Here is a 17,968-nt window from a genome sequence, read left to right as displayed (position 1 = left end):
CCGGTCGCCGGCAGAGATGGCACTTCTGTCGTTTTCAGAAGTCGACTGCACAGGCGCGGACCCCTATCTGTGTGCGTAAGTGAGGCAATCGGCGTTGTCAGCGCCCGGGCCGACCTGCACTTCGGCTGCCTGGCACATCAGGTGGTCGTTGTGGATGCATTCGGAGCGCTGGCGGGCCCCGACGTCGGCCAGGACCTTGGGCAGGCCGCCGTGGGTGCCGGTGTCGATGAAGGTAGAGCAGGAGGCATGATCTTCAGTTCCGCCGACGGTGATTGCCGCGGCGTTGCAGGCTGAATGGTCGTTGAAGGAGCAATTGGTTACGCTGCAGTCGGCTACGTGCGTCGTCGTGGGAAGATCCTCCGTGGTTCGGCTGCCCGGGCGGGCGGCTCCTTACGGCCGCGGTAGGCCAGTCCGGCGCAATCAAAAAGACCCAATTGTGTGCCCTAATTTCCCGGATCTTGTGGGCGCAGCTTCATCACGGGCCGGCCGTGCCCAGTGCCCGGTTGTTGGCGTGTGTGTCATATTGCCGATGGAGCAGGAGATCGCTACCCGGACGTGGTGTTGCTTATCTGCCGGGGGGCGAAACCTGTCCGACAGGGGTGCCGTTGCTCGTCCCTTTGCTGATGCTGTCCCCGATCAGAGTCTGGAACCACGACTAGCAGCCGTTCCCCTTATCTCAGGCGAACCTGCAGACTGGGGCCAAAAATACCCGTCAGACCGGGGCCAAAAAAGGTTGACTTACTCAGGCGCTCCATGCCGGAGCAAGGTGTACATCCATTTGAGTTAGGTTAGGTTTACCTATATTGTGCAGGGCGTGACTGTACAACCGGAGCTGGCCCGGGTCCCGTTCGCCGCCACGCTGGCTGGCTTCGGAGACCGCATCGCCATCAGGACCAAAGACCAATCAGTGAGCTACGGCGAACTGGCAGGCCGCGTTGAGAACATGGCCCGAACCTTCGGATCCGCCCGGCGGCTGATTGGCCTTGAGGTGGAGAACACCCTAGCGTCCCTGGTGGTCTACCTCGCCGCCCTTTCATCCGGGAATCCGCTCCTAATCCTTCCTGCAGGCGGTGGTTCAGCGGCGAACACGCTCCTGGACGCGTACGATCCGGACATCGTGGTCCGTGCGTCGGACGGTAAGGCGGTTTTGGACGTGCGGCGGGAGGAAGCCCGGCACGAACTGCACCCGGAGCTGGCGCTGCTGCTGAGCACCTCAGGATCAACCGGTTCGCCCAAACTCGTTCGACTGTCCGGTGATTCCGTGCAGGCCAATGCCTCAGCGATCGCCCAGTACCTGCAACTGCACTCCGGCGACAGGGCAGCCACCACCCTTCCCCTCTCTTACTGCTATGGGATGAGTGTTGTCAACAGCCATCTGCTGGTGGGAGCGTCCCTGGTCCTGACGGATTTGTCCGTGGTGGACCCGTGTTTCTGGGAGATGGCCCGCGCCGGGAAAGTCACATCCTTTGCCGCCGTTCCCTACACCTTTGATCTGCTCGACCAGGTGGGATTTGAGCACATGGAGCTACCCAGCCTGCGCTACATTACCCAAGCCGGCGGGCGGCTCGATCCGGACCGGGTACGTTTCTGCGCGGAACTGGGCCGGCGGCAGGGCTGGGACCTGTTTGTCATGTACGGCCAGACCGAGGCCACGGCTCGCATGGCGTACCTTCCCCCGGACCTGGCGGCCGAGTATCCGCACACCATTGGCGTGGCCGTGCCCGGTGGGTCCTTCCGGCTGGAGCCCGTCCCCGGGCTGGATGAGAGTGAGCTCGTGTACTCCGGGCCGAATGTCATGCTGGGGTATGCCGAACAGCCCGAAGACCTTGCACTGGGACGGGTCACCAGGGAGCTTTACACCGGCGACCTGGCCCGTTGTGGATCCAGTGGCCTCTACGAAATCGTCGGCAGGCGCAGCCGCTTCGCAAAGATCGTTGGTCTGCGGGTAGACCTGGACCAGGTGGAACGGCTGCTTGCCGACCTTGGCCTCACCGCTGTAGTTGCAGGCTCGGACACCGCAGTAGTCGCGGCGGTGGAAGGCAACAACGACCTCAATCTGGTGGCCAAGGCCCTTGCCCAAGACCTGGGCCTCCCGCGCGCCGCAGTCAAGCTCCGGACTGTGCAGGAGATTCCACGCCTGGCAAACGGAAAGCCTGATTATCCTGCTGTCCTGGCCTTGGCAAGCCCCGACGGCGACCGCGCCAGCTGCACGGATCCCGCACGCGAGCAGGGAGAACACCCGACTGACGTGCGGAGAATCTTCGCAGAGGTCCTTGAACAGGAAGACATCGCTGACACGGACACCTTCGTTTCCCTAGGTGGCGACTCACTTTCCTACGTCGCAGCATCGGTCCGGCTGGAGCGGGCGCTCGGATACATCCCGCAGGGCTGGCACCTGATGCCCGTCTGCGAACTTGCGCCTGCCCCTCACCGCCCCCAGACTCCGGGGGCGGCCGCTGTGGCAGGTGAGTCCGCAGGCAGCCCGGCCGGACGGGCTGCACGCATCTCACGCAACTGGTACCGGCGGATGTTCGCCCCAATGGAAACAGGCATTGTGCTCCGCGCCGTGGCCATCATCTTCATCGTCTCCACCCACATCGGCTTCTTCCACTGGGAAGGCACCGCCCATGTACTCATCGCCGTCGCCGGCTACAACTTCGCCCGCTTCCAGCTCTCAGGCACTCGCCGTGCCCGGCTCCGGCGGCAACTGCGCAGCGTTGCCCGGGTCGTCGTACCCAGCGTCGCGGTCATCGGCTTCGCCTTCGCGGTCACGGATACCTATGCGTGGGCCAATGTTTTCCTGCTGAACCCCCTGCTGGGTCCAGAAGGATGGACCGACTATTCCCGATTCTGGTTTATTGAGATCCTGGTCCATATCCTGCTGGGTCTCGCCGTCCTGCTGGCGATTCCAGCCGCTGACCGCGCCCAGCGAAGGTGGCCGTGGGCCTTCGCCCTGGCATTGATCGCCGTTGACCTGCCGTTGCTCTTCGACCTTGTCGACAGCCGCTATCCCGGGCAGGGCCCCGTCCTGTGGCTGTTCGGTCTGGGCTGGGCCGCAGCCGCGTCGCGGGCACTGTGGCAGCGGGCCACCGTAGCGGCCATTGCCCTGTTCACCATCCCGCAGTCTTTCGACGACCCCTACCGCACCGGAACAATCCTGGCCGGGTTCCTCATCCTGCTCTGGGCGGCCACCCTGCCCATCCCGCGCGGACTCCACCGGCTCACCGCCCTGCTCGCAAGCGCCTCCCTGTATATATATGTCACCCACTGGCTGGTTTACCCGCTCGTCAACCCGGCCGAGAAGGGCCTGGCCGTCGCCGCGTCCCTGGCAGCGGGAGTCCTCTACTGGGCCGTGAGCACCAGGGCAATGGGATGGGCAGAACGCCGGCTAGGCCGTTTGTCTCAGTTCTCGTGGCGAAGGCGAAACTCGCGCCCTCGAATCCATCCGCAGTAAGCGGGTTTCTCGTCCTGGCTTCGCTCATACGTGAGGCCCGGCCAACCCGTCCCGACCTGTCCAATGAAGGAGCCCTATACGGCCACACGCCTTTTCGATCGCCGGCAGTGGCCCACTTCCCAGGAACTGAGATGCCTTCGGTGCCGGGCTCGGTGTCGCTGAAGTCCCCGGCGCAGACAACCTCGCCGCCCGAATCGTCCCGCACGAATTGGACGCCACGCACTGACATGATGAATGCGTGACCATTGCAAAAACGATCCTGCTGTTCGTACTGGCAGCCGCCGCAGAAATTGGTGGGGCGTGGCTCGTGTGGCAGGCGGTCCGCGAAGGCAAGGAATGGTGGTGGGCCGCGCTCGGGGTCGTTGGCTCTGGGGATCTACGGCTTCGCCGCGACCTTGCAGCCTGACGCTCGACGGCGAAAAGCTCATCCTCAACAGCGAGGAAGACTTCCGCCAGAAACTAACCGACGCCGCAAAATAGGCCGAGACCCGGACAGGAACAATGACCGTATGAGAATAGAACTGCTCCACATCGATGACTGCCCCAACACAGAAAAAGCGCTAGAACAGGTCGAAGCTGCCTTGGCCGTCCTGGGGCGCGAAGACGTCCCGGTCCATCTGCGGCGCATAAAGTCTTCTGCAGATACCGCCGGGACCGGATTTGACGGCTCGCCTACGATCACAGCAGACGGGGCCGATATCTTCCCCGGCGGCGCGCCAAGCAGTGATATCGCATGCCGGATCTACCGCACGCCCGGTGGTCATGCGGGTGCGCCGACGGTTGATCAAGTAATGGAAGCGCTCACGAACCATGGCCTCTGACACGTACTGTCGGTGTTCCTGCTGCGGGCGGACAATGCAGCGCAGGAAGCTCCATGCCCTCGGCGCCGAACCCGCCTACATTTGCCGGAGATGCGGACTCTGGGTCGCACTACGGCGTCGGACTCAAACCTGAGCCACCCAACTCGACGGTGGCCGATAGCCCAGTGCAGAGGACTTATGACAATCCGTGCAGACGACTTCTGAAAATGACAACGGGGCCGGAAGAGCGGAGTCAGCCTGTTGACCTTCCCCCGCGCTGGAAGGTGCAGACTTGGGGCAGAACCATACACGAGGCACTGTTGCGGGTATTTCGGGACGTAGCTGCTGTAAGACTTTGGAGGATTTCATGTCCGAGCCAACACCTGATTTTGATCTGGCCGTCATCGGATCGGGCGGCGGAGCATTCGCGGCCGCGATCCGGGCGACCAACCTCGGCAAACGCGTCCTGATGATCGAGCGTTCCACCGTCGGCGGCACGTGCGTGAACACCGGCTGCGTGCCGTCCAAGGCACTCCTGGCCGCGGCAGAGGCCAGGCATGTTGCCCTGGACGCGTCCGGCCGGTTCCCCGGCATCAGCACCTCAGCCGGGCCGGTGGACATTGCCGGGCTGATCGGTGGGAAGCGTTCCCTGGTGGAGACGATGCGTTCGGATAAGTACGTGGACCTGATCGCGGACTATGGCTGGGAGTTGCGCCAGGGCAATGCCGTGTTCGCCGGCACCCAGGACGATCCCGTCCTGGAAATCACCGGACAGGACGGGACGCGGGAATCCGTAAGGGCCGCGCACTATCTGGTGGCCACTGGGTCGGCTCCGTGGGCGCCCCCGATCGACGGGTTGCAGGACACGGGCTACCTGAGCTCCACCACGGCGATGGAACTGGAGGAGGTCCCTGACTCGCTGCTGGTCCTCGGTGGAGGGTATGTGGCCCTGGAACAGGCCCAGCTCTTCGCCCGGCTCGGGTCCAAGGTCACCATGCTGGTCCGCTCCCGGCTGGCCTCGGCCGAGGAACCCGATGCTTCGCGCGCCCTGATGGGCGTCTTCGCCGACGAAGGTATCCGCGTCGTCCGCCGCGCGGCCGTGTCCTCCGTGCGCAGGGACCCGTCCACCGGCGGGATCGTCGCGACCGCGGCCGTCTCCGGCGGGCAGGAGGAATTCCGGGCCGCCAGGCTGCTGGTCGCCACCGGACGCCGGCCGGTCACGGAGGGCCTGAACCTGGCCGCGGTCGGCGTCAAGACCGGGGACGGCGGCGAGATCCTGGTCAACAGCCGACTGGCCAGCTCCAACGAACGGATCTGGGCCGCCGGGGACGTGACCGGGCACCGCGAATTCGTCTACGTCGCAGCCGCCCACGGCTCCCTGGTGGCGGAGAACGCCTTCAACAACGCCGGCCGCGAGGTCGACTACCGGCACCTGCCCCGGGTCACCTTCACCAGCCCGGCCCTGGCCGCGGTCGGGATGACCGACAAGGAAGCCAACGAGACCGGCATCCGGTGCGAGTGCCGGGTCCTGCCTCTGGAATACGTCCCCCGGGCCCTGGTGAACAGGGACACCCGCGGCTTCATCAAGATCGTCGCCGACGCCGACACCGGGCGGATTGTGGGAATCACTGCAGTCGCGCAGGACGCCGGGGACCTGGCCGCGGCCGGGGTCTACATCCTGGAAGCCGGGATGACGGTGGAGCAGGTGGCGAACCTGTGGAGCCCCTACCTGACCATGGCCGAGGGGATCAAGATCGCGGCCCAGTCCTTCACCACGGATGTCTCCAAACTCTCCTGTTGCGCATCCTGACCCCTGCCTCCTCCACACCGGAACAAAGACCCGCCATGAACCACTAACTTCATCCAACTCACCGACCGCCTGACCTCACCGGACAGCGGCATCGACCTTGCACTCTCGTTGCTCATGTTTGGATGAGCAGTGCCGACGACTTCTGACATTCCGTGCAGACGTCTTCTGAAACTGACACTTCGTCGAGCCAATTTTCCGCGGCAGGACGTCGCGCCACTTCGATGAGGCATCGACCCCGGGATTCCCGATTCGATGTTTTCTCGGAATCCTTCGTCTATGAGAACACCCACTGGCAGCTGCGAGGGCGGTAGCGGTCATGGGGGAGCGCCAAACCCGCCAGGCCCCGGCTGTCGGGGAAGGGTCGGTGCGGGCCCGCAGTCCAGTATGATGGCGTCAATTGAGCAGAGGGGGCGCATGTGGGCGGGCTTGCTGACGGCTCTAACCTGCGTCGATCAGGTCTGTCGCTGCGAGTTGTCGCCGCTGTGATCACGATGGTTCTGGTGGTTGCCTGCTCTGCGGTGACCTGTCTGGCCGGGATGCACGCGGGCGCAGGAGTAGACGCCAGAAGTCAATCGCACGCTTTAGCCAGTGCCGACCATTTGCCACACGAACATGCGTTTGATACCTCAGCTCCAGATCTTGTGAGCAGTGAAAGGCCGGCCGGGCCCGGGTCAGACACCGCAAATGTCCACGTCGATCCAGCGGAGTCGTAACCTGCCGGTGCCGAAGGGTGCGCGCACAACATTTACGATCCTCGAGACGGAGCTCCAGTCCGCAGTGCAGCCCCGGACGCGCTAATTGTGCCCGCGGCCTCTGGCGGAATCGTCCGTGACAGCTATGGGCAGGGTCGACTCGCCGGAGTTCAAGATGCCGTGCCCGTTGGCCTTTCGCTCGTTCAACTTTCGATCAGCCGGACGTAAAAGCAGCGCACTGGAAGCCGCCCTATTCCGGCCGGCTGGCCTGCACCTGCGTTGACCTTCCCGCGGCTCTGTCGAGTCGTCCGTTGTTCCTTGCTCCCGCTAAGCACCCGGAGCCTGCGGGAGACCGGTGATTCCGCTTCCACTGCTTCAAGCCCCCTCTCAGATCATGCACGCCACGCGCTGAGTTCGCGTGGGTCTACGGAAAGTCCCTTGTCATGACCAAAACGCAATCCCTCGTTGTCGCCACCGACGGCTTCCATTCCATCTCCGACGCGATGATGGCCCTCCAGAGAATGCTCGATGACTCACTCGCCGATACCTTGAGTCTGCTGGAAGAGGAGGCAGCAGACTTTGGTCTATTGAGTCGGGTACGCACGCCGTGACTTCAGTTCCGGCCGACAATCCAAGTGCCCCTTCGCAGCCTGTCCACCCAGTGATGGTCCAATACGTTGCTTCTGCGGTCGTCTTGATCACGTACCAGGAAAGCGGGGAGGCTTAACGGCCCGAACGCCCTCGCGGCACCAAGCAACCAGATGACCGACATCCCATGATGCGCTAGATGCGCTCGGGGCGGACCGCCTGGAGACCATAGCCGACTACCGATACCGCTGGACTTCCCTCAGTCTTCAGCACATGCCGCGCTGATGCGACTTCTCACCGGACTTCGATAGCGCCCATCATGCCGAGGTCTTCGTGATCCAGGATGTGGCAGTGGTACACGGAGCGTCCGCGGAAGTCTTTGAAAGCCACCCTGACTTTGACACGGCCGTTTGCGGGTACGTTCACCACGTCCTGCCAGATGGCGGTGTTCGTTCCTTGGCCGTGTTGCTCGATGATTTGCATCGGCCAGACGTGCAGGTGAAACGGGTGGTCCATGGGGCTGGTGTTGGTCAGCGTCCATTCCTCCACATTCCCGGCCGCTACCGTGGTGTCTGTTCTGGCCTCGTTGAATTCCCTGCCATTGATGGTGAAACGCATCATGCCCATGCCGGCGGCCAGGACGATCTGCCGGCGTGCCGCGACGGGGGCCGACCGCAGGTCTCCCAGCCCCTTCTGGGTGGGCACGGCCGTCAGGGCTGCGACCGGTTCGCCGGATACGCGGAGGGTGGCCAGTGCGGCGCCGTCCGGCTGGTCTGCAGGGTTACGTGCTCCGGATCCCGGGCCCATCATTCCCGGCATGCTTCCCCGGTTCTGGGAGAACGCCCGCAACACGGAGTCCCCGGTCGTTGTGGTAACGAGGAGGTCTGCCCGGTTTCCGGGAGTGAGCAGCAGTTCATCCACGCTCTCGGGTGTAGGGAGGCGGCCGGAGTCCATGCCGAGGAGCTGCAGCTGCTGCCCGTCGAGCCGTAAACGGAGATAACGGGACACGCACGTGTTGACGATGCGCCACCTTTCGCGTTGTCCTGGGCGGGCGCTGATTCGCGGGTTGCTTTGACCGTTGACCAGGATTAGTTCACCCTCCCGGCCCATCATTTGTTCCATCGCCGCGACTTCCGGGATGTTCCCCAGGCCGTCCAGGGTGGTGTCCGAAATGACCAGGACCCGTTCCGCACTCGACTCGATGGGTTCAGGGTCCTCGACGATAATCGCTCCGAAGAGCCCGGCGAAGATCTGATCGGCGACCATGCCGTGGTGGTGGGGGTGGTACCAGTACACGCCGGGGGGATGGTCCCCGGGAAGTTTGTATTCGTAGTCGAAGGTGCCGCCGGGGTCGACCGAGACGAAGACATTGTCCCCGTTGCCCTCGGGGGAAACGTGGAGGCCGTGCACGTGCAGGTTGGTGGCCTGCTGGGTCAGGTTGTTGACGAGCCCGATCTTCAGGACGTCGCCGGCGCGTACGCGAAGCGTCGGGCCGGGGATGCCGCCGTTGTAGCCTAGGGCTGCGGCCGGCCGGCCGGCCAGCAGTATCTGTCCGGGTGCGGCTTTGAGCCGTACCTGCAGCATGCCGTTGGTGCTCCGTTCCTCCGGAGGCTGGGTCAGATCGCTTCCCGTAACGGGAGGTTCCCGCGAGGTCAGGGTCCAGATCAGCCCGGCACCGCCGGCCACTGTCCCCGCAATGCCGAGCCCGCCCAGCAACAGCGACTGGCGGCGGCTGATGGGCTGCACTACGGGCCCTCACCGAGCACATTGAGGTGTTCGCGGTACTGGTCCGCGGTAAGTTCTCCTCTCGCAAAGCGCTCGTCGAGGATCTGGCGGGCCCTGCTCCCTCCTATAGGCGGCGGGCCGCCTGGCCCCGAGGAGCCCGGGGGCCCGTATCCACCACGGACGCCGCCGCCAAAGACCCTGACCGCCAGCAGCACCAGTAGCGCAACCCCGACGAGCAGCAGAGGAACCCAGAGCCACATCCACCCCATGCTTTGTCCGTAACCCCACATCATGATCGGCGCCTTTCGCTTCAGAGAGTTACTCCGAGTCTTCGCGCGGCGTCGACTGCGAGGTAGAGTCCGAGGTCCCGGTCTGCCCGGGCCGGGGCTCGACGCAGAAGCGGCGGCGCAAGGCCGCCCGGTACTCAGGCCGAGGCAACCAGGAGGGAGGCGCAGGCCGCCTCACACCGGCGGCAGGCCTCGGCACAGATCCTGCAGTGCTCGTGCACACCGGCGCGTCTCTCGCACTCATCGGCGCAGGCGGCACAGGCGGTCCGGCAGGCCTCCAGGATGGCGCGGCTGATACCCGCGTTGGACGCTGTTTGGCGGGTCAGGACGGCGCCGGTGGCGACGCAGATGTCCGCGCAGTCCACGTCCGTCCGGATGCATGAGACAAGGTCGGCGACCATGTCTTCGGCCAGGCACGCGTCAGCGCAAGCTGTGCAGGTCAGGGCGCACTGAAAGCACGCGGCGATGCATTCGGCCAGCGTTGTTTTCTCTGCACTTTCTGCCGCCGGCGGGTGGACGTCGAGCATGGCAGTGATGTGGCGGGTCATGACGCAGCTCCTGCCACAGGGTGATGGGGCGGCCGGCCTGCCCGGCCGTCATGCCCCACCCTAAACCCGTGATGCTCACGCATGCAGCCCTCTCCCAGGACGGTGACCAGGGTCCGCCTGTCAGCAAGGGACCAGTCTGGCCAGCACGATGATGAGACCCAGGAGGAACAATAGAATGCGGAGGAATGCGCCGGTGTATTCGGCGGCCTTGACTTGGGCAGCTTCTGCAGGCTTCGGAAGGTCGTAGAGAGACGTGCCGAGCCGCAGCTGGTAGCGCAGGACCTCCTGGCGGAAGATGGACCACACGGCGGCGACGACCATCATGGCAAAGCCGAGTTCCACAGTGATGCCGCTGCTACCGCGGGACGAGCTTCCGATGCCATACGCGGCCGCCACATCCAGGCCGACGGCAGCGAGCACAATGCAGCCGCTGAGTTCCCAACGGCGCACTCCGGTCTGCTTGACCGGTGTGGTCTCCCGCTGCGGACGGGCACCCTGCCGGCCAGGGCGGTTCGAGGCAATCCAGAGCGCGATGGCGGCGGAAACGATGGAGCCCCCGAACAGGACCATGAACGGGTCACGCATCGCGTGGTCAGGAGGCGTCGTCGGGACGGAATGTGACGCCGCCGTCGGTGGAGACGATGAGCCCGCTGGCAGTGGCGGCCCAGATGGACGGGTTTGCCTCCGGGCCCTTAACTGCTGCCACAGCCTGGACCGTGTCCTGGATTTTTCCCTTTCGGGTCCAGGTCGCGCCGGCGTCCGCGGAGGTGTGGACGGTCCCGTCGGGTTCGATTCCGACCGCCTCGGCGGGGCTGGCGAAAGCGGCGAACTGGACCACTGGTCCGGAGTCCACCGTGGTCCAGGTCTTGCCGCCGTCCATTGAGCGGCGGATCCCTTGGGGCGTGGTTGCCAGGACAGTGTCGCTGGTGGGGTTCCCGGCGAGGGCGGCCGGGACGAAATCCGCGGTCACGGTGTTCCAGGTTTTCCCGTCCGGGCTGGTGCGCAGTGCGCCGTCGAAGCCGACGATTCCGGATTTGGTCGCGGTGAGCGCGTGGAAGTCGGATTCGCCCTGGCGGGAGAGCTTTTCCCAGGTTTTACCGGCGTCAGTGGATCTGATCAGGCCGAGCGGGTTGGCCATGTCGGAGCCTTCTCCGGGGTGGCCGGAAGCGTAGAGGACGCCGTGGTCGGTGCCGCCGGTGAAACCCATCAGGTCGTTGGTGGCGCCGATTTTGGCAGCGGGCTGTTTCGTGATGTCGAACAGGCCATCGTGGGTGGCCAGGAGCACCTGGCCGGTGGTGCTGCTGACGCTGAGCCCGTGAACGTGGGCGTCCGGCAGGGGGCTGTTGCCGGTGCTGCCTGCGGAGGAGGGGCCCGCCGGTACGGAGGACGGGCTGCATGCTGACAGGGCAAGGATGAGGCTGGCGCCGGCTGCCAGAACAGCTGTGGCGCGGACCCGGGGGCGGGAGGGATTGGGCATGGTGGCTCCAGGGATTCAGGTGGGGCATGGCAGGGGATGGGCGCCGGCCCGTGGGGGGCCGGCGCCGGAGGACACCGGTCAGAGGGTGGCCAGCAGGTCCTGCATTTCCTTGATTTCGGCTTCCTGGGCGGTCACGATGTCTTTGCTGAGTTTGATCGCGTCGGCGTTCTTACCCTGGGACATTTCGGTCTGGGCCATCATGATGGCGCCTTGGTGGTGGGCAACCATCTGCGTCAGGAAGAGCCTGGCCGCTTCGGTGCCCTGGGCGGCCTCGAGCTGTTTCATGTCGCCCGCGCCCATCATGCCGTCCATGGTGTGACCGGCCCCCATGGTCGCGGATTCGTTCCAGGTCTTGAGCCAGCCGGTCATCGTTTCGATCTCCGGTGCCTGGGCTGCTTTGATCCGGGTGGCAAGGTCGGTGACCGATGCGGGGATGTCCTTCTTCTGGAGCATCATCTCGCTCATTTCCACGGCCTGTTGGTGGTGCGGAATCATTCCCTGGACGAACATGGTGTCGGCCTCGTTGTGTTCGGTAGCGGCGGCCGGTGCACTGCTGGACATCATCCCGGGGCCCTGGCCCATTCCCGGCATCGAGCTGGCGGAGGAAGCCGGGCTGCTGGAGGTGGCGGACGGTGCGGAGGGGCCGGTTGAGCAGCCGGCGAGGGCGAGTGCCGCGGCGATGGCGGTCGCGGAAAGGGTCAGAAACTTCGTGTTCATCATGGCTGTTTAAGTCCTTCAAGACATCAGGGGCGCGTGTGCGCCAAGGGGGGGGTGTGCATCAGCGATGCGCCCGGCTCAGAGGAGGAGAGTCAGGCAGGGACGGGCGCCGGTCAGGTCACAGCGCGGGGCTCCGTTCTACGTTCGGCTGATGCAGAGCTCGCCCGGTGAAGGACTGCCGGGAAGATAGGACCACCGCGCGCTGATTGTGCTCTGCGTCCCTGTGTTGGTGTTCCGGGCGATGATTCCGGTGCCCGGCAGCGGTGCGGCCAGGGATCCGGTCTTCGCCGACGGGGTGCAGGCCGCAGTCATGGACTGCATGCTGGTGCAGTTGTCCGAGTCCGTGCACGTTACGGTCCGGGCCCCCGCTTCGTCCTGTACTGCGGGCATGTCCGGTGCAGAGGATGGTCCGGGAGGATGTTCACCCGCGTGGGCGGCGGGGGATGAGTCGTGATGGGCGCTGACGGTTGCGCCCGCCGTGGCCGGGGAGTGCATGGCGTGGGTGGCGGTCATGACGTGCATGCCGAAAATCCCGGCGATAAGGGCCAGGACCGCGGTAAAAAGGCCCGCACGGCGAAGGAACGCGATCGCGGCGGCGTGTGCCGGTGCGGTCATGACGGTCCTCCCTTCTGTTGCGGGCTATCTGTTTCAAGGCTACCGGCCCTGCGGCAGGGCACTTACACATACAACGATCCTGCACCGGATTCCGTTTCTGCCGCCGACCGGTGCACGTGGTCGGGACGTTCGATCTTGCGGGTAAAACCCTGCGGGGACAACACTTAGGGCAACAGGTGCAGGACCTGGCGAAGGGCGGTGCTCATGGGCGGCGACGGAGAATTCAGTATCGCGGCCGGCGTGGCCGGCGTGGACGGTTGGGCACGGTCGCGCCTCGCCCTGAAATGGGCAGGCACGGAGGCCCGGCTGCGCAACGGCCAGATCAGGGCCGTGACCGCATTTGAGTTCCCGCCCCCAACCGTCGGCATGGAAGACCTGGTCTGGGACCCGGACGTCTTCCCGAAGACCGCACGCCACCTCCAGAACGAAGCACTGAAGCGCGTGGACAGCGAAGGCGTGACGGTGACCAGGGACGTTGTCCAAGGTAACGCGGCCACCGTGCTCCTGCGGGCTGCCGAGACTGACCTGCTGGTTGTGGGTTCCCGCGGTCTCGGCGGGTTTATCGGCTTACTGCTCGGCTCCGTGTTCACCCAGGTCCTCCATCACTCGCCCTGCCCGGTACTCGTGGTCCGGAACCGGTCCCGGACCGCCGGCGAAGAATGAGTTGTCCGTTGACACGCAAGGGGAACCCACCCGGCGAAAGCAGCGGGCCGTGACCGGTGACCACTCCCCCCACCGGCATCCGACGATCGGCCCCGGCGGCGGGACCGCTCCGGGGCCGACCGTCCGCGGCAGGCTCCACGCGCTGTGGCACACGGTGGTCGCAGCGGTGGGCCTGATCATGGGCCTCCTTCCACACGTCCTGCACCACATCGGGCTGCTCGCCGGAACCGCCCTCGTGGCCGGATCCGGAGGAACCGCACTGTTCGGGGCACTCGGGCTTCTGGCATCCATCCCCATGCTCGTCCGCCTCTACCGCCGGTTCGGCAGCTGGATCGCACCGGCGCTGGGACTGCTCGTCTTCGCAGCCATGTTCTCCCTGTCAGCGTTTGTCATCGGCCCGGCCATCAGCGGCACCGGAGCAGACGTGACCCCGGGCCCGGCACCCACCCCGGGCCACACAAGCGAGCACACCGGAGGCCACTGAACACCCAGGAAATCCCTAGACGCCCGGGAGCCATGGTCCTCACCGGAGCCAAGGGGCCGTGGTGGAAGCGCTACTTCGCGCCGGTCAGGGCGTAGCCGGAGGAGCGCACGGCCTCAGTTAGCGCCGCCTGGTCTGCAGTGCCGGTGACACTGAGGCGCGACGTGCCGCCCGGGACCAGGTCCACGGCCGCTGACTGGACCCCGGATACCCGGGACACGGCCTTTTCGACGGTCTGGACGCAGTGCCCGCAGGTCAGCCCTTCCAAGGCGTACTGCGCGCCGGACGTCTGAGCCTCCGACGTTCCGGCGGCCGGAGCCGCAGCCTGCGTTTCGGCCGCGGGGGCGCAGCAGCTGCAGCCGTGCTCTGCGCTGGAGGCCAGGGGGAGTTGGGTTCGTGTTTCGGTTGTTCCGCACATGTCAGTTTTCCTTCGAAGCGAGGGATAAATGGGGCTGTTGTGGTTGAACGGCTGTAGCGGCCTGGGGCCCGGACAAACCACGTCACTGACAACACTCAAAGGATACCCCCTGGGGGTATGGGTTGCAAGAGTCAGTTGCGCCACAGGGCGGCGCCGCCCGCCGCCCCACACCGGGGCCGTCAGGCTCTACTGCATCAGCCGGACCGGGGCGATACTCAGGGTATGAGTAGTCTTCCCGAACCGCAGCATTTCCCGCCGGGGCGGCCGTCCCGGCCGTGGACGCAGGCCCTGCTCTTCGTCCTCATTGCCGCAGCCACCGTGTACCTGATCTCCAACCACTGGCTGCACATCCTTGATGCCCTGCCGTACCTGGGCGTGATCCTCATGATGGGTATGCACCTGTTCATGCACGGCGGCCACGGGGGCGCCAGCCGGCCCGGGGTCGGGGGAGGAGACGGACATGTCCACTGATTATGGATACAACCTGTGGTGGCTGGTGATCATCAATTCGGCGGTGTTCATCATCTTCGCCTTTAGTTTCGTCCGGCCCAGGACGAAACTGGACTGGCGGGCACTGGGCGGATTTTCCGCGTTCATCGTGGCGCTGTTCACCGAGATGTACGGCTTCCCGCTGACGATCTACCTGCTCTCGGGATGGCTGGGGAATCGCATACCCGGCCTGGACCTCCTGAACCACAACTCCGGTCATTTGTGGCAGGACCTGACGGGCTGGCAAGGGGATCCGCACCTGAGCCCGCTGCACCTGGTCAGCAACGTGCTGATCGCGGCAGGATTCATACTGCTCTACCGGTCCTGGCAGGTCCTCTTCGCGGCCCAAAGGGACCGACGTCTCGCCATCACGGGACCCTACGGCACGGTGCGGCATCCCCAGTACGCCGGTTTCCTGACGATCATGGCCGGGTTCCTGCTGCAATGGCCCACGCTGCTGACCCTGCTCATGTTCCCGGTCCTGGTCATCGTGTACCTGCGCCTGGCCCGGAAAGAGGAGGGTCTGATGGACGCCGAGTTCGGCGCAGCCTACGCCGCTTACCGCCGGCGGGTCCCGGGATTCGTCCCCCGGTTCGGACGCCGCCCCGCCGGCACCGGGCAGAAACTGTAGGGGGCCTGTAATGGCCGGGCGGGCGGATGCGGCGGAGGGGGCGGCTCCATGCTGTTCCTGGCGGTAAAGAACCTGTTCCAGGAAAAGACCCGGCTGCTGATCAGCGTCGGCGGGGTCGCGTTCAGCGTGCTGCTGATCATGAGCATCCAGGGCCTGTACCAGGGCTGGAGCAACAAGATCGGCGAATACATCCGCACCGTGCCGGCTGACTACTGGATCACCCAGACCGGCGCGACGGACATGTTCCACACCCCGTCCGTGCTGCCCCTGACCGTCCGGGATTTCCTCAACGGTGTCGAAGGGGTCGCCAGCGCCAAACCGTTCAGCGGCCGCCGCGTCGCGTTCGCGCACAACGGCAAGGACATCAACCTGTACGTCATCGCCGATGACACGGAGAACAGCGTCGGGGCCCCGGCACGGGTGATCGAGGGCAAAGCCGTCCCGGACAAGGGCGAGATCATCATCGACCGGGTGGTCGGACGCAGCGAGAACATCCGGATCGGGGACACCATCCCTGTCGCCGGCAGGACGCTGAAAGTTTCCGGCTATTCCGAGGGCGGATATATCCTCAGCTTCTCCTTCGCGTTCGCCACCAAGGAAGACGCCGAAAGCATCCTCCAGCTTCCCGGAGCCACGAACTTCTTCCTCGTCACGGTCAAAGACGGCACCAACGCAGGCGGCGTCGCGTCCCGGATCGAAGCCGACCCGGCGGTGGATGCCATCACCAAGGACAGGTTCGTGGAAAACAACACGAACATCGTCCGGGACACGTTCCTGCCCATCATCCTGGTCCTGCTGCTGATCGGGATCGCCGTGGGCATGACCGTCATCGGCCTGACCATCTTCACCTCGACCATTGAAAAAGCCCGCGAATACGGCGTCCTAAAGGCTATCGGGGTGAGCAACCGCCAGCTCTACACCGTCGTGGTGGAGCAGGCCGTCACCGCAGCCGTGCTTGGGTACCTTGCCGGGGCGGGCCTGGCCCTTGCCGTCAGCGCTGCCGCGGGAAACTATGTCCCGGAGTTCATCACTGAAATCCGCTGGTTCGATGCGGCCTGGATTTTCGCGGTCACCATGGCCATGGCCGTGGTGACCTCGCTGCTGCCGGTCCGCCGGCTGGCCCGCATCGACCCGGCGGAAGTGTTCCGCGCATGAGCGTCGTCTCGGTCGAAGACGTGTCCAAGACCTTCGGGACCGGGCACACCGCGGTGACCGCCGTGGACAACGTCTCCCTCAGCGTTGATGCCGGGGACATTGTGCTCGTGATGGGACCCTCCGGGTCTGGCAAGACAACCCTGCTGTCCATGATCGGAACCCTCATGACCCCCACGACAGGCCGGATCCTCATCTCTGGGCAGGACACCACCAGCCTTGCACCCGCGCAGCTGTCCCGGCTGCGGCTGAAAGAATTCGGTTTCGTCTTCCAGACCTTCAACCTGCTTTCGGCACTGACCGCGGAGGAAAACGTCATGATGCCCCTGATCACGGCAGGGGTACCCCGCAAACGCGCCAGGGCCAAAGCCCGGACGGCGCTGGAGCAACTCCAGCTCGGACACCGGCTGCGGAACCTGCCCCGGGACCTCTCCGGCGGGGAGAAACAACGCGTGGCCATCGCCCGGTCCCTGGCCAACGACCCCCGGCTGATCCTCGAGGACGAGCCCACCGCCAACCTGGACGCGAAGACCGGCCAGGACGTGACCTTGCTCCTGTGTGAAACGGCCTGCCGGGAAAACATGGCCGTCATCATCGTCAGCCATGACCAGCGGCTCCGGACCGCCGCCAAAAGGGTCATCACCATCGAAGACGGACGACTCACAGCCGAAGAAGCCGGGGAACACAACCTGAACTGCCGCATGCACCCCGGAGCGGCACCGGCATGAAGATGACGGACGAAGAGCTGCTCGCGGCGCTGGCTGACCCGGGCGAAGACCCTGCCCGGATGGAACGGATCAGCACCGAATCAACGCCGGATTCCACCTGCTCTCGGGCCGACTGGGCAAGGCAGTCGCTGTCTTCGGATCCGCATGCCCCGGCCCCGAGGATCCCCACTACACCGCGGCCCGGACCCTGGGGGCGCGGTTCGCCGACGCCGGGTTCGCGGTCATCACCGGCGGAGGCCCGGGCCTGATGGAAGCGGCCAACCGCGGTGCCACGGAAGCCGGATGCACCTCCGTCGGCCTCGGCATCGCCCTGGGGCGCGAGCAGTCGCTGAATCCCCTACGTCGATGTAGCCATGACCTTCCGGTACTTCTTCGCCCGGAAACTCATGTTCATCCGGTACGCCTCGGCATTCGTCGTCCTTCCCGGCGGATTCGGCACCCTGGATGAACTCTTTGAAGCCCTGACACTCGTCCGGACCGGAAAAATCCACGAATTCCCCGTGGTCCTGATCGGCACCGAACACTGGGCCGGGCTCATGACCTGGATCCGTGACCGGCTCCAGGACCAGGCGTCATCGTCCTGATCCTGACCTCGCTCTGGCTTGTGCTCCGCCGACCCCGCCGCGCGACAGGGAAGGGCGGGGGGACCAAAGACTCTGACGCCGCGCACCGCGCGGGACGATAGTGAACCCC

Annotated in this window: 20 protein-coding genes and 2 pseudogenes; 13 read left to right on the top strand and 9 right to left on the bottom strand. The window is 65.3% G+C overall.

All coding sequences use genetic code 11. From position 1 onward, the window contains the following. Window positions 1-63: 63 nt before the first annotated feature. Window positions 64-345 (bottom strand): annotated as a pseudogene (locus tag ACZYZE_RS01960) (DUF1540 domain-containing protein); the annotation flags it as partial. Between the two features lie 469 nt (window positions 346-814). Here ACZYZE_RS01960 and ACZYZE_RS01955 point away from each other — a divergent pair. From ACZYZE_RS01955 to ACZYZE_RS01935, 5 genes and pseudogenes are all read left to right on the top strand, one after another. Beyond that, window positions 815-3,454: an AMP-binding protein gene (locus tag ACZYZE_RS01955; protein WP_463905934.1), complete on the top strand. Its 2,640-nt coding sequence runs from the start codon at window positions 815-817 to the stop codon at window positions 3,452-3,454. Window positions 3,455-3,692: 238 nt separating this feature from the next. Further along, window positions 3,693-3,864: pseudogene (locus ACZYZE_RS01950) on the top strand (YnfA family protein); the annotation flags it as partial. 99 nt (window positions 3,865-3,963) lie between these two features. Beyond that, window positions 3,964-4,275 (top strand): thioredoxin family protein, encoded by a 312-nt coding sequence (locus ACZYZE_RS01945; protein WP_463906160.1) that lies wholly within the window; start codon window positions 3,964-3,966, stop codon window positions 4,273-4,275. 346 nt (window positions 4,276-4,621) lie between these two features. After that, window positions 4,622-6,064, top strand: a complete 1,443-nt coding sequence (gene merA / locus ACZYZE_RS01940) for a mercury(II) reductase (RefSeq protein WP_463905933.1) — start codon at window positions 4,622-4,624, stop codon at window positions 6,062-6,064. Window positions 6,065-7,199: 1,135 nt separating this feature from the next. Then, complete coding sequence (locus ACZYZE_RS01935; protein ID WP_463905931.1) at window positions 7,200-7,367, top strand: hypothetical protein; 168 nt, start codon at window positions 7,200-7,202, stop codon at window positions 7,365-7,367. Between the two features lie 271 nt (window positions 7,368-7,638). Here the strand turns inward: ACZYZE_RS01935 and ACZYZE_RS01930 are convergent, their stop codons facing one another. The 7 genes from ACZYZE_RS01930 to ACZYZE_RS01900 all read right to left on the bottom strand — a co-directional run bounded on the left by ACZYZE_RS01930 (window position 7,639) and on the right by ACZYZE_RS01900 (window position 12,713). Beyond that, window positions 7,639-9,090 (bottom strand): multicopper oxidase family protein, encoded by a 1,452-nt coding sequence (locus ACZYZE_RS01930; RefSeq protein WP_463905930.1) that lies wholly within the window; start codon window positions 9,088-9,090, stop codon window positions 7,639-7,641. Continuing rightward, window positions 9,090-9,362 carry an SHOCT domain-containing protein gene (locus ACZYZE_RS01925; protein ID WP_459317804.1) on the bottom strand — a complete coding sequence of 91 codons (273 nt, stop codon included), beginning with the start codon at window positions 9,360-9,362 and terminating at the stop codon, window positions 9,090-9,092. The genes ACZYZE_RS01930 and ACZYZE_RS01925 overlap by 1 nt, the downstream gene beginning before the upstream one ends. A 131-nt stretch (window positions 9,363-9,493) precedes the next feature. After that, complete coding sequence (locus ACZYZE_RS01920; protein ID WP_463905928.1) at window positions 9,494-9,904, bottom strand: four-helix bundle copper-binding protein; 411 nt, start codon at window positions 9,902-9,904, stop codon at window positions 9,494-9,496. Between the two features lie 120 nt (window positions 9,905-10,024). Beyond that, a complete protein-coding gene (locus ACZYZE_RS01915) occupies window positions 10,025-10,489 on the bottom strand; it encodes a hypothetical protein (RefSeq protein WP_459317806.1) in 465 nt (154 codons plus the stop codon). A gap of 7 nt (window positions 10,490-10,496) precedes the next feature. Continuing rightward, entirely contained in the window at window positions 10,497-11,381 is an 885-nt protein-coding gene (locus ACZYZE_RS01910) for a F510_1955 family glycosylhydrolase (RefSeq protein WP_463905926.1), read from the bottom strand. Window positions 11,382-11,459: 78 nt separating this feature from the next. Beyond that, a complete protein-coding gene (locus ACZYZE_RS01905; RefSeq protein ID WP_463905924.1) occupies window positions 11,460-12,101 on the bottom strand; it encodes a DUF305 domain-containing protein in 642 nt (213 codons plus the stop codon). Window positions 12,102-12,236: 135 nt separating this feature from the next. Beyond that, complete coding sequence (locus tag ACZYZE_RS01900) at window positions 12,237-12,713, bottom strand: hypothetical protein (protein ID WP_463905923.1); 477 nt, start codon at window positions 12,711-12,713, stop codon at window positions 12,237-12,239. Window positions 12,714-12,917: 204 nt separating this feature from the next. On the opposite strand from ACZYZE_RS01900, the gene ACZYZE_RS01895 reads away from it, so the two are divergent. Next, window positions 12,918-13,376: a universal stress protein gene (locus tag ACZYZE_RS01895; RefSeq protein WP_463905922.1), complete on the top strand. Its 459-nt coding sequence runs from the start codon at window positions 12,918-12,920 to the stop codon at window positions 13,374-13,376. 49 nt (window positions 13,377-13,425) lie between these two features. Next, window positions 13,426-13,860, top strand: a complete 435-nt coding sequence (locus ACZYZE_RS01890; protein ID WP_463905920.1) for a hypothetical protein — start codon at window positions 13,426-13,428, stop codon at window positions 13,858-13,860. A 70-nt stretch (window positions 13,861-13,930) separates the two neighbouring features. Here ACZYZE_RS01890 and ACZYZE_RS01885 read toward each other — a convergent pair whose 3' ends face one another. After that, the gene (locus tag ACZYZE_RS01885) at window positions 13,931-14,275 is read right to left on the bottom strand and encodes a heavy-metal-associated domain-containing protein (RefSeq protein WP_463905918.1); all 345 of its coding nucleotides are present in this window, start codon (window positions 14,273-14,275) and stop codon (window positions 13,931-13,933) included. Window positions 14,276-14,497: 222 nt separating this feature from the next. Here ACZYZE_RS01885 and ACZYZE_RS01880 point away from each other — a divergent pair, with 222 nt between their 5' ends. From ACZYZE_RS01880 to ACZYZE_RS01855, 6 genes are all read left to right on the top strand, one after another. Continuing rightward, entirely contained in the window at window positions 14,498-14,746 is a 249-nt protein-coding gene (locus ACZYZE_RS01880) for a DUF2933 domain-containing protein (protein WP_463905917.1), read from the top strand. After that, complete coding sequence (locus ACZYZE_RS01875) at window positions 14,736-15,395, top strand: methyltransferase family protein (RefSeq protein WP_463905916.1); 660 nt, start codon at window positions 14,736-14,738, stop codon at window positions 15,393-15,395. Before ACZYZE_RS01880 ends, ACZYZE_RS01875 begins: the two co-directional genes overlap by 11 nt. Before the next feature lie 48 nt (window positions 15,396-15,443). Continuing rightward, window positions 15,444-16,550 (top strand): ABC transporter permease, encoded by a 1,107-nt coding sequence (locus ACZYZE_RS01870; protein ID WP_463905915.1) that lies wholly within the window; start codon window positions 15,444-15,446, stop codon window positions 16,548-16,550. Then, window positions 16,547-17,275: an ABC transporter ATP-binding protein gene (locus ACZYZE_RS01865; protein WP_463905912.1), complete on the top strand. Its 729-nt coding sequence runs from the start codon at window positions 16,547-16,549 to the stop codon at window positions 17,273-17,275. The genes ACZYZE_RS01870 and ACZYZE_RS01865 overlap by 4 nt, the downstream gene beginning before the upstream one ends. 79 nt (window positions 17,276-17,354) lie before the next feature. Further along, on the top strand, window positions 17,355-17,723 hold the full coding sequence (locus ACZYZE_RS01860; RefSeq protein WP_463906159.1) for an LOG family protein: 369 nt from the start codon (window positions 17,355-17,357) through the stop codon (window positions 17,721-17,723). Then, entirely contained in the window at window positions 17,629-17,859 is a 231-nt protein-coding gene (locus ACZYZE_RS01855; RefSeq protein ID WP_463905910.1) for an LOG family protein, read from the top strand. The genes ACZYZE_RS01860 and ACZYZE_RS01855 overlap by 95 nt, the downstream gene beginning before the upstream one ends. The last annotated feature ends 109 nt before the right edge of the window (window positions 17,860-17,968 follow it).

The sequence above is a fragment of the Pseudarthrobacter woesei genome (assembly GCF_055412745.1).
Note: the sequence above shows the minus strand (reverse complement) of the source record. Positions and strands in the feature narration are given on the sequence as shown.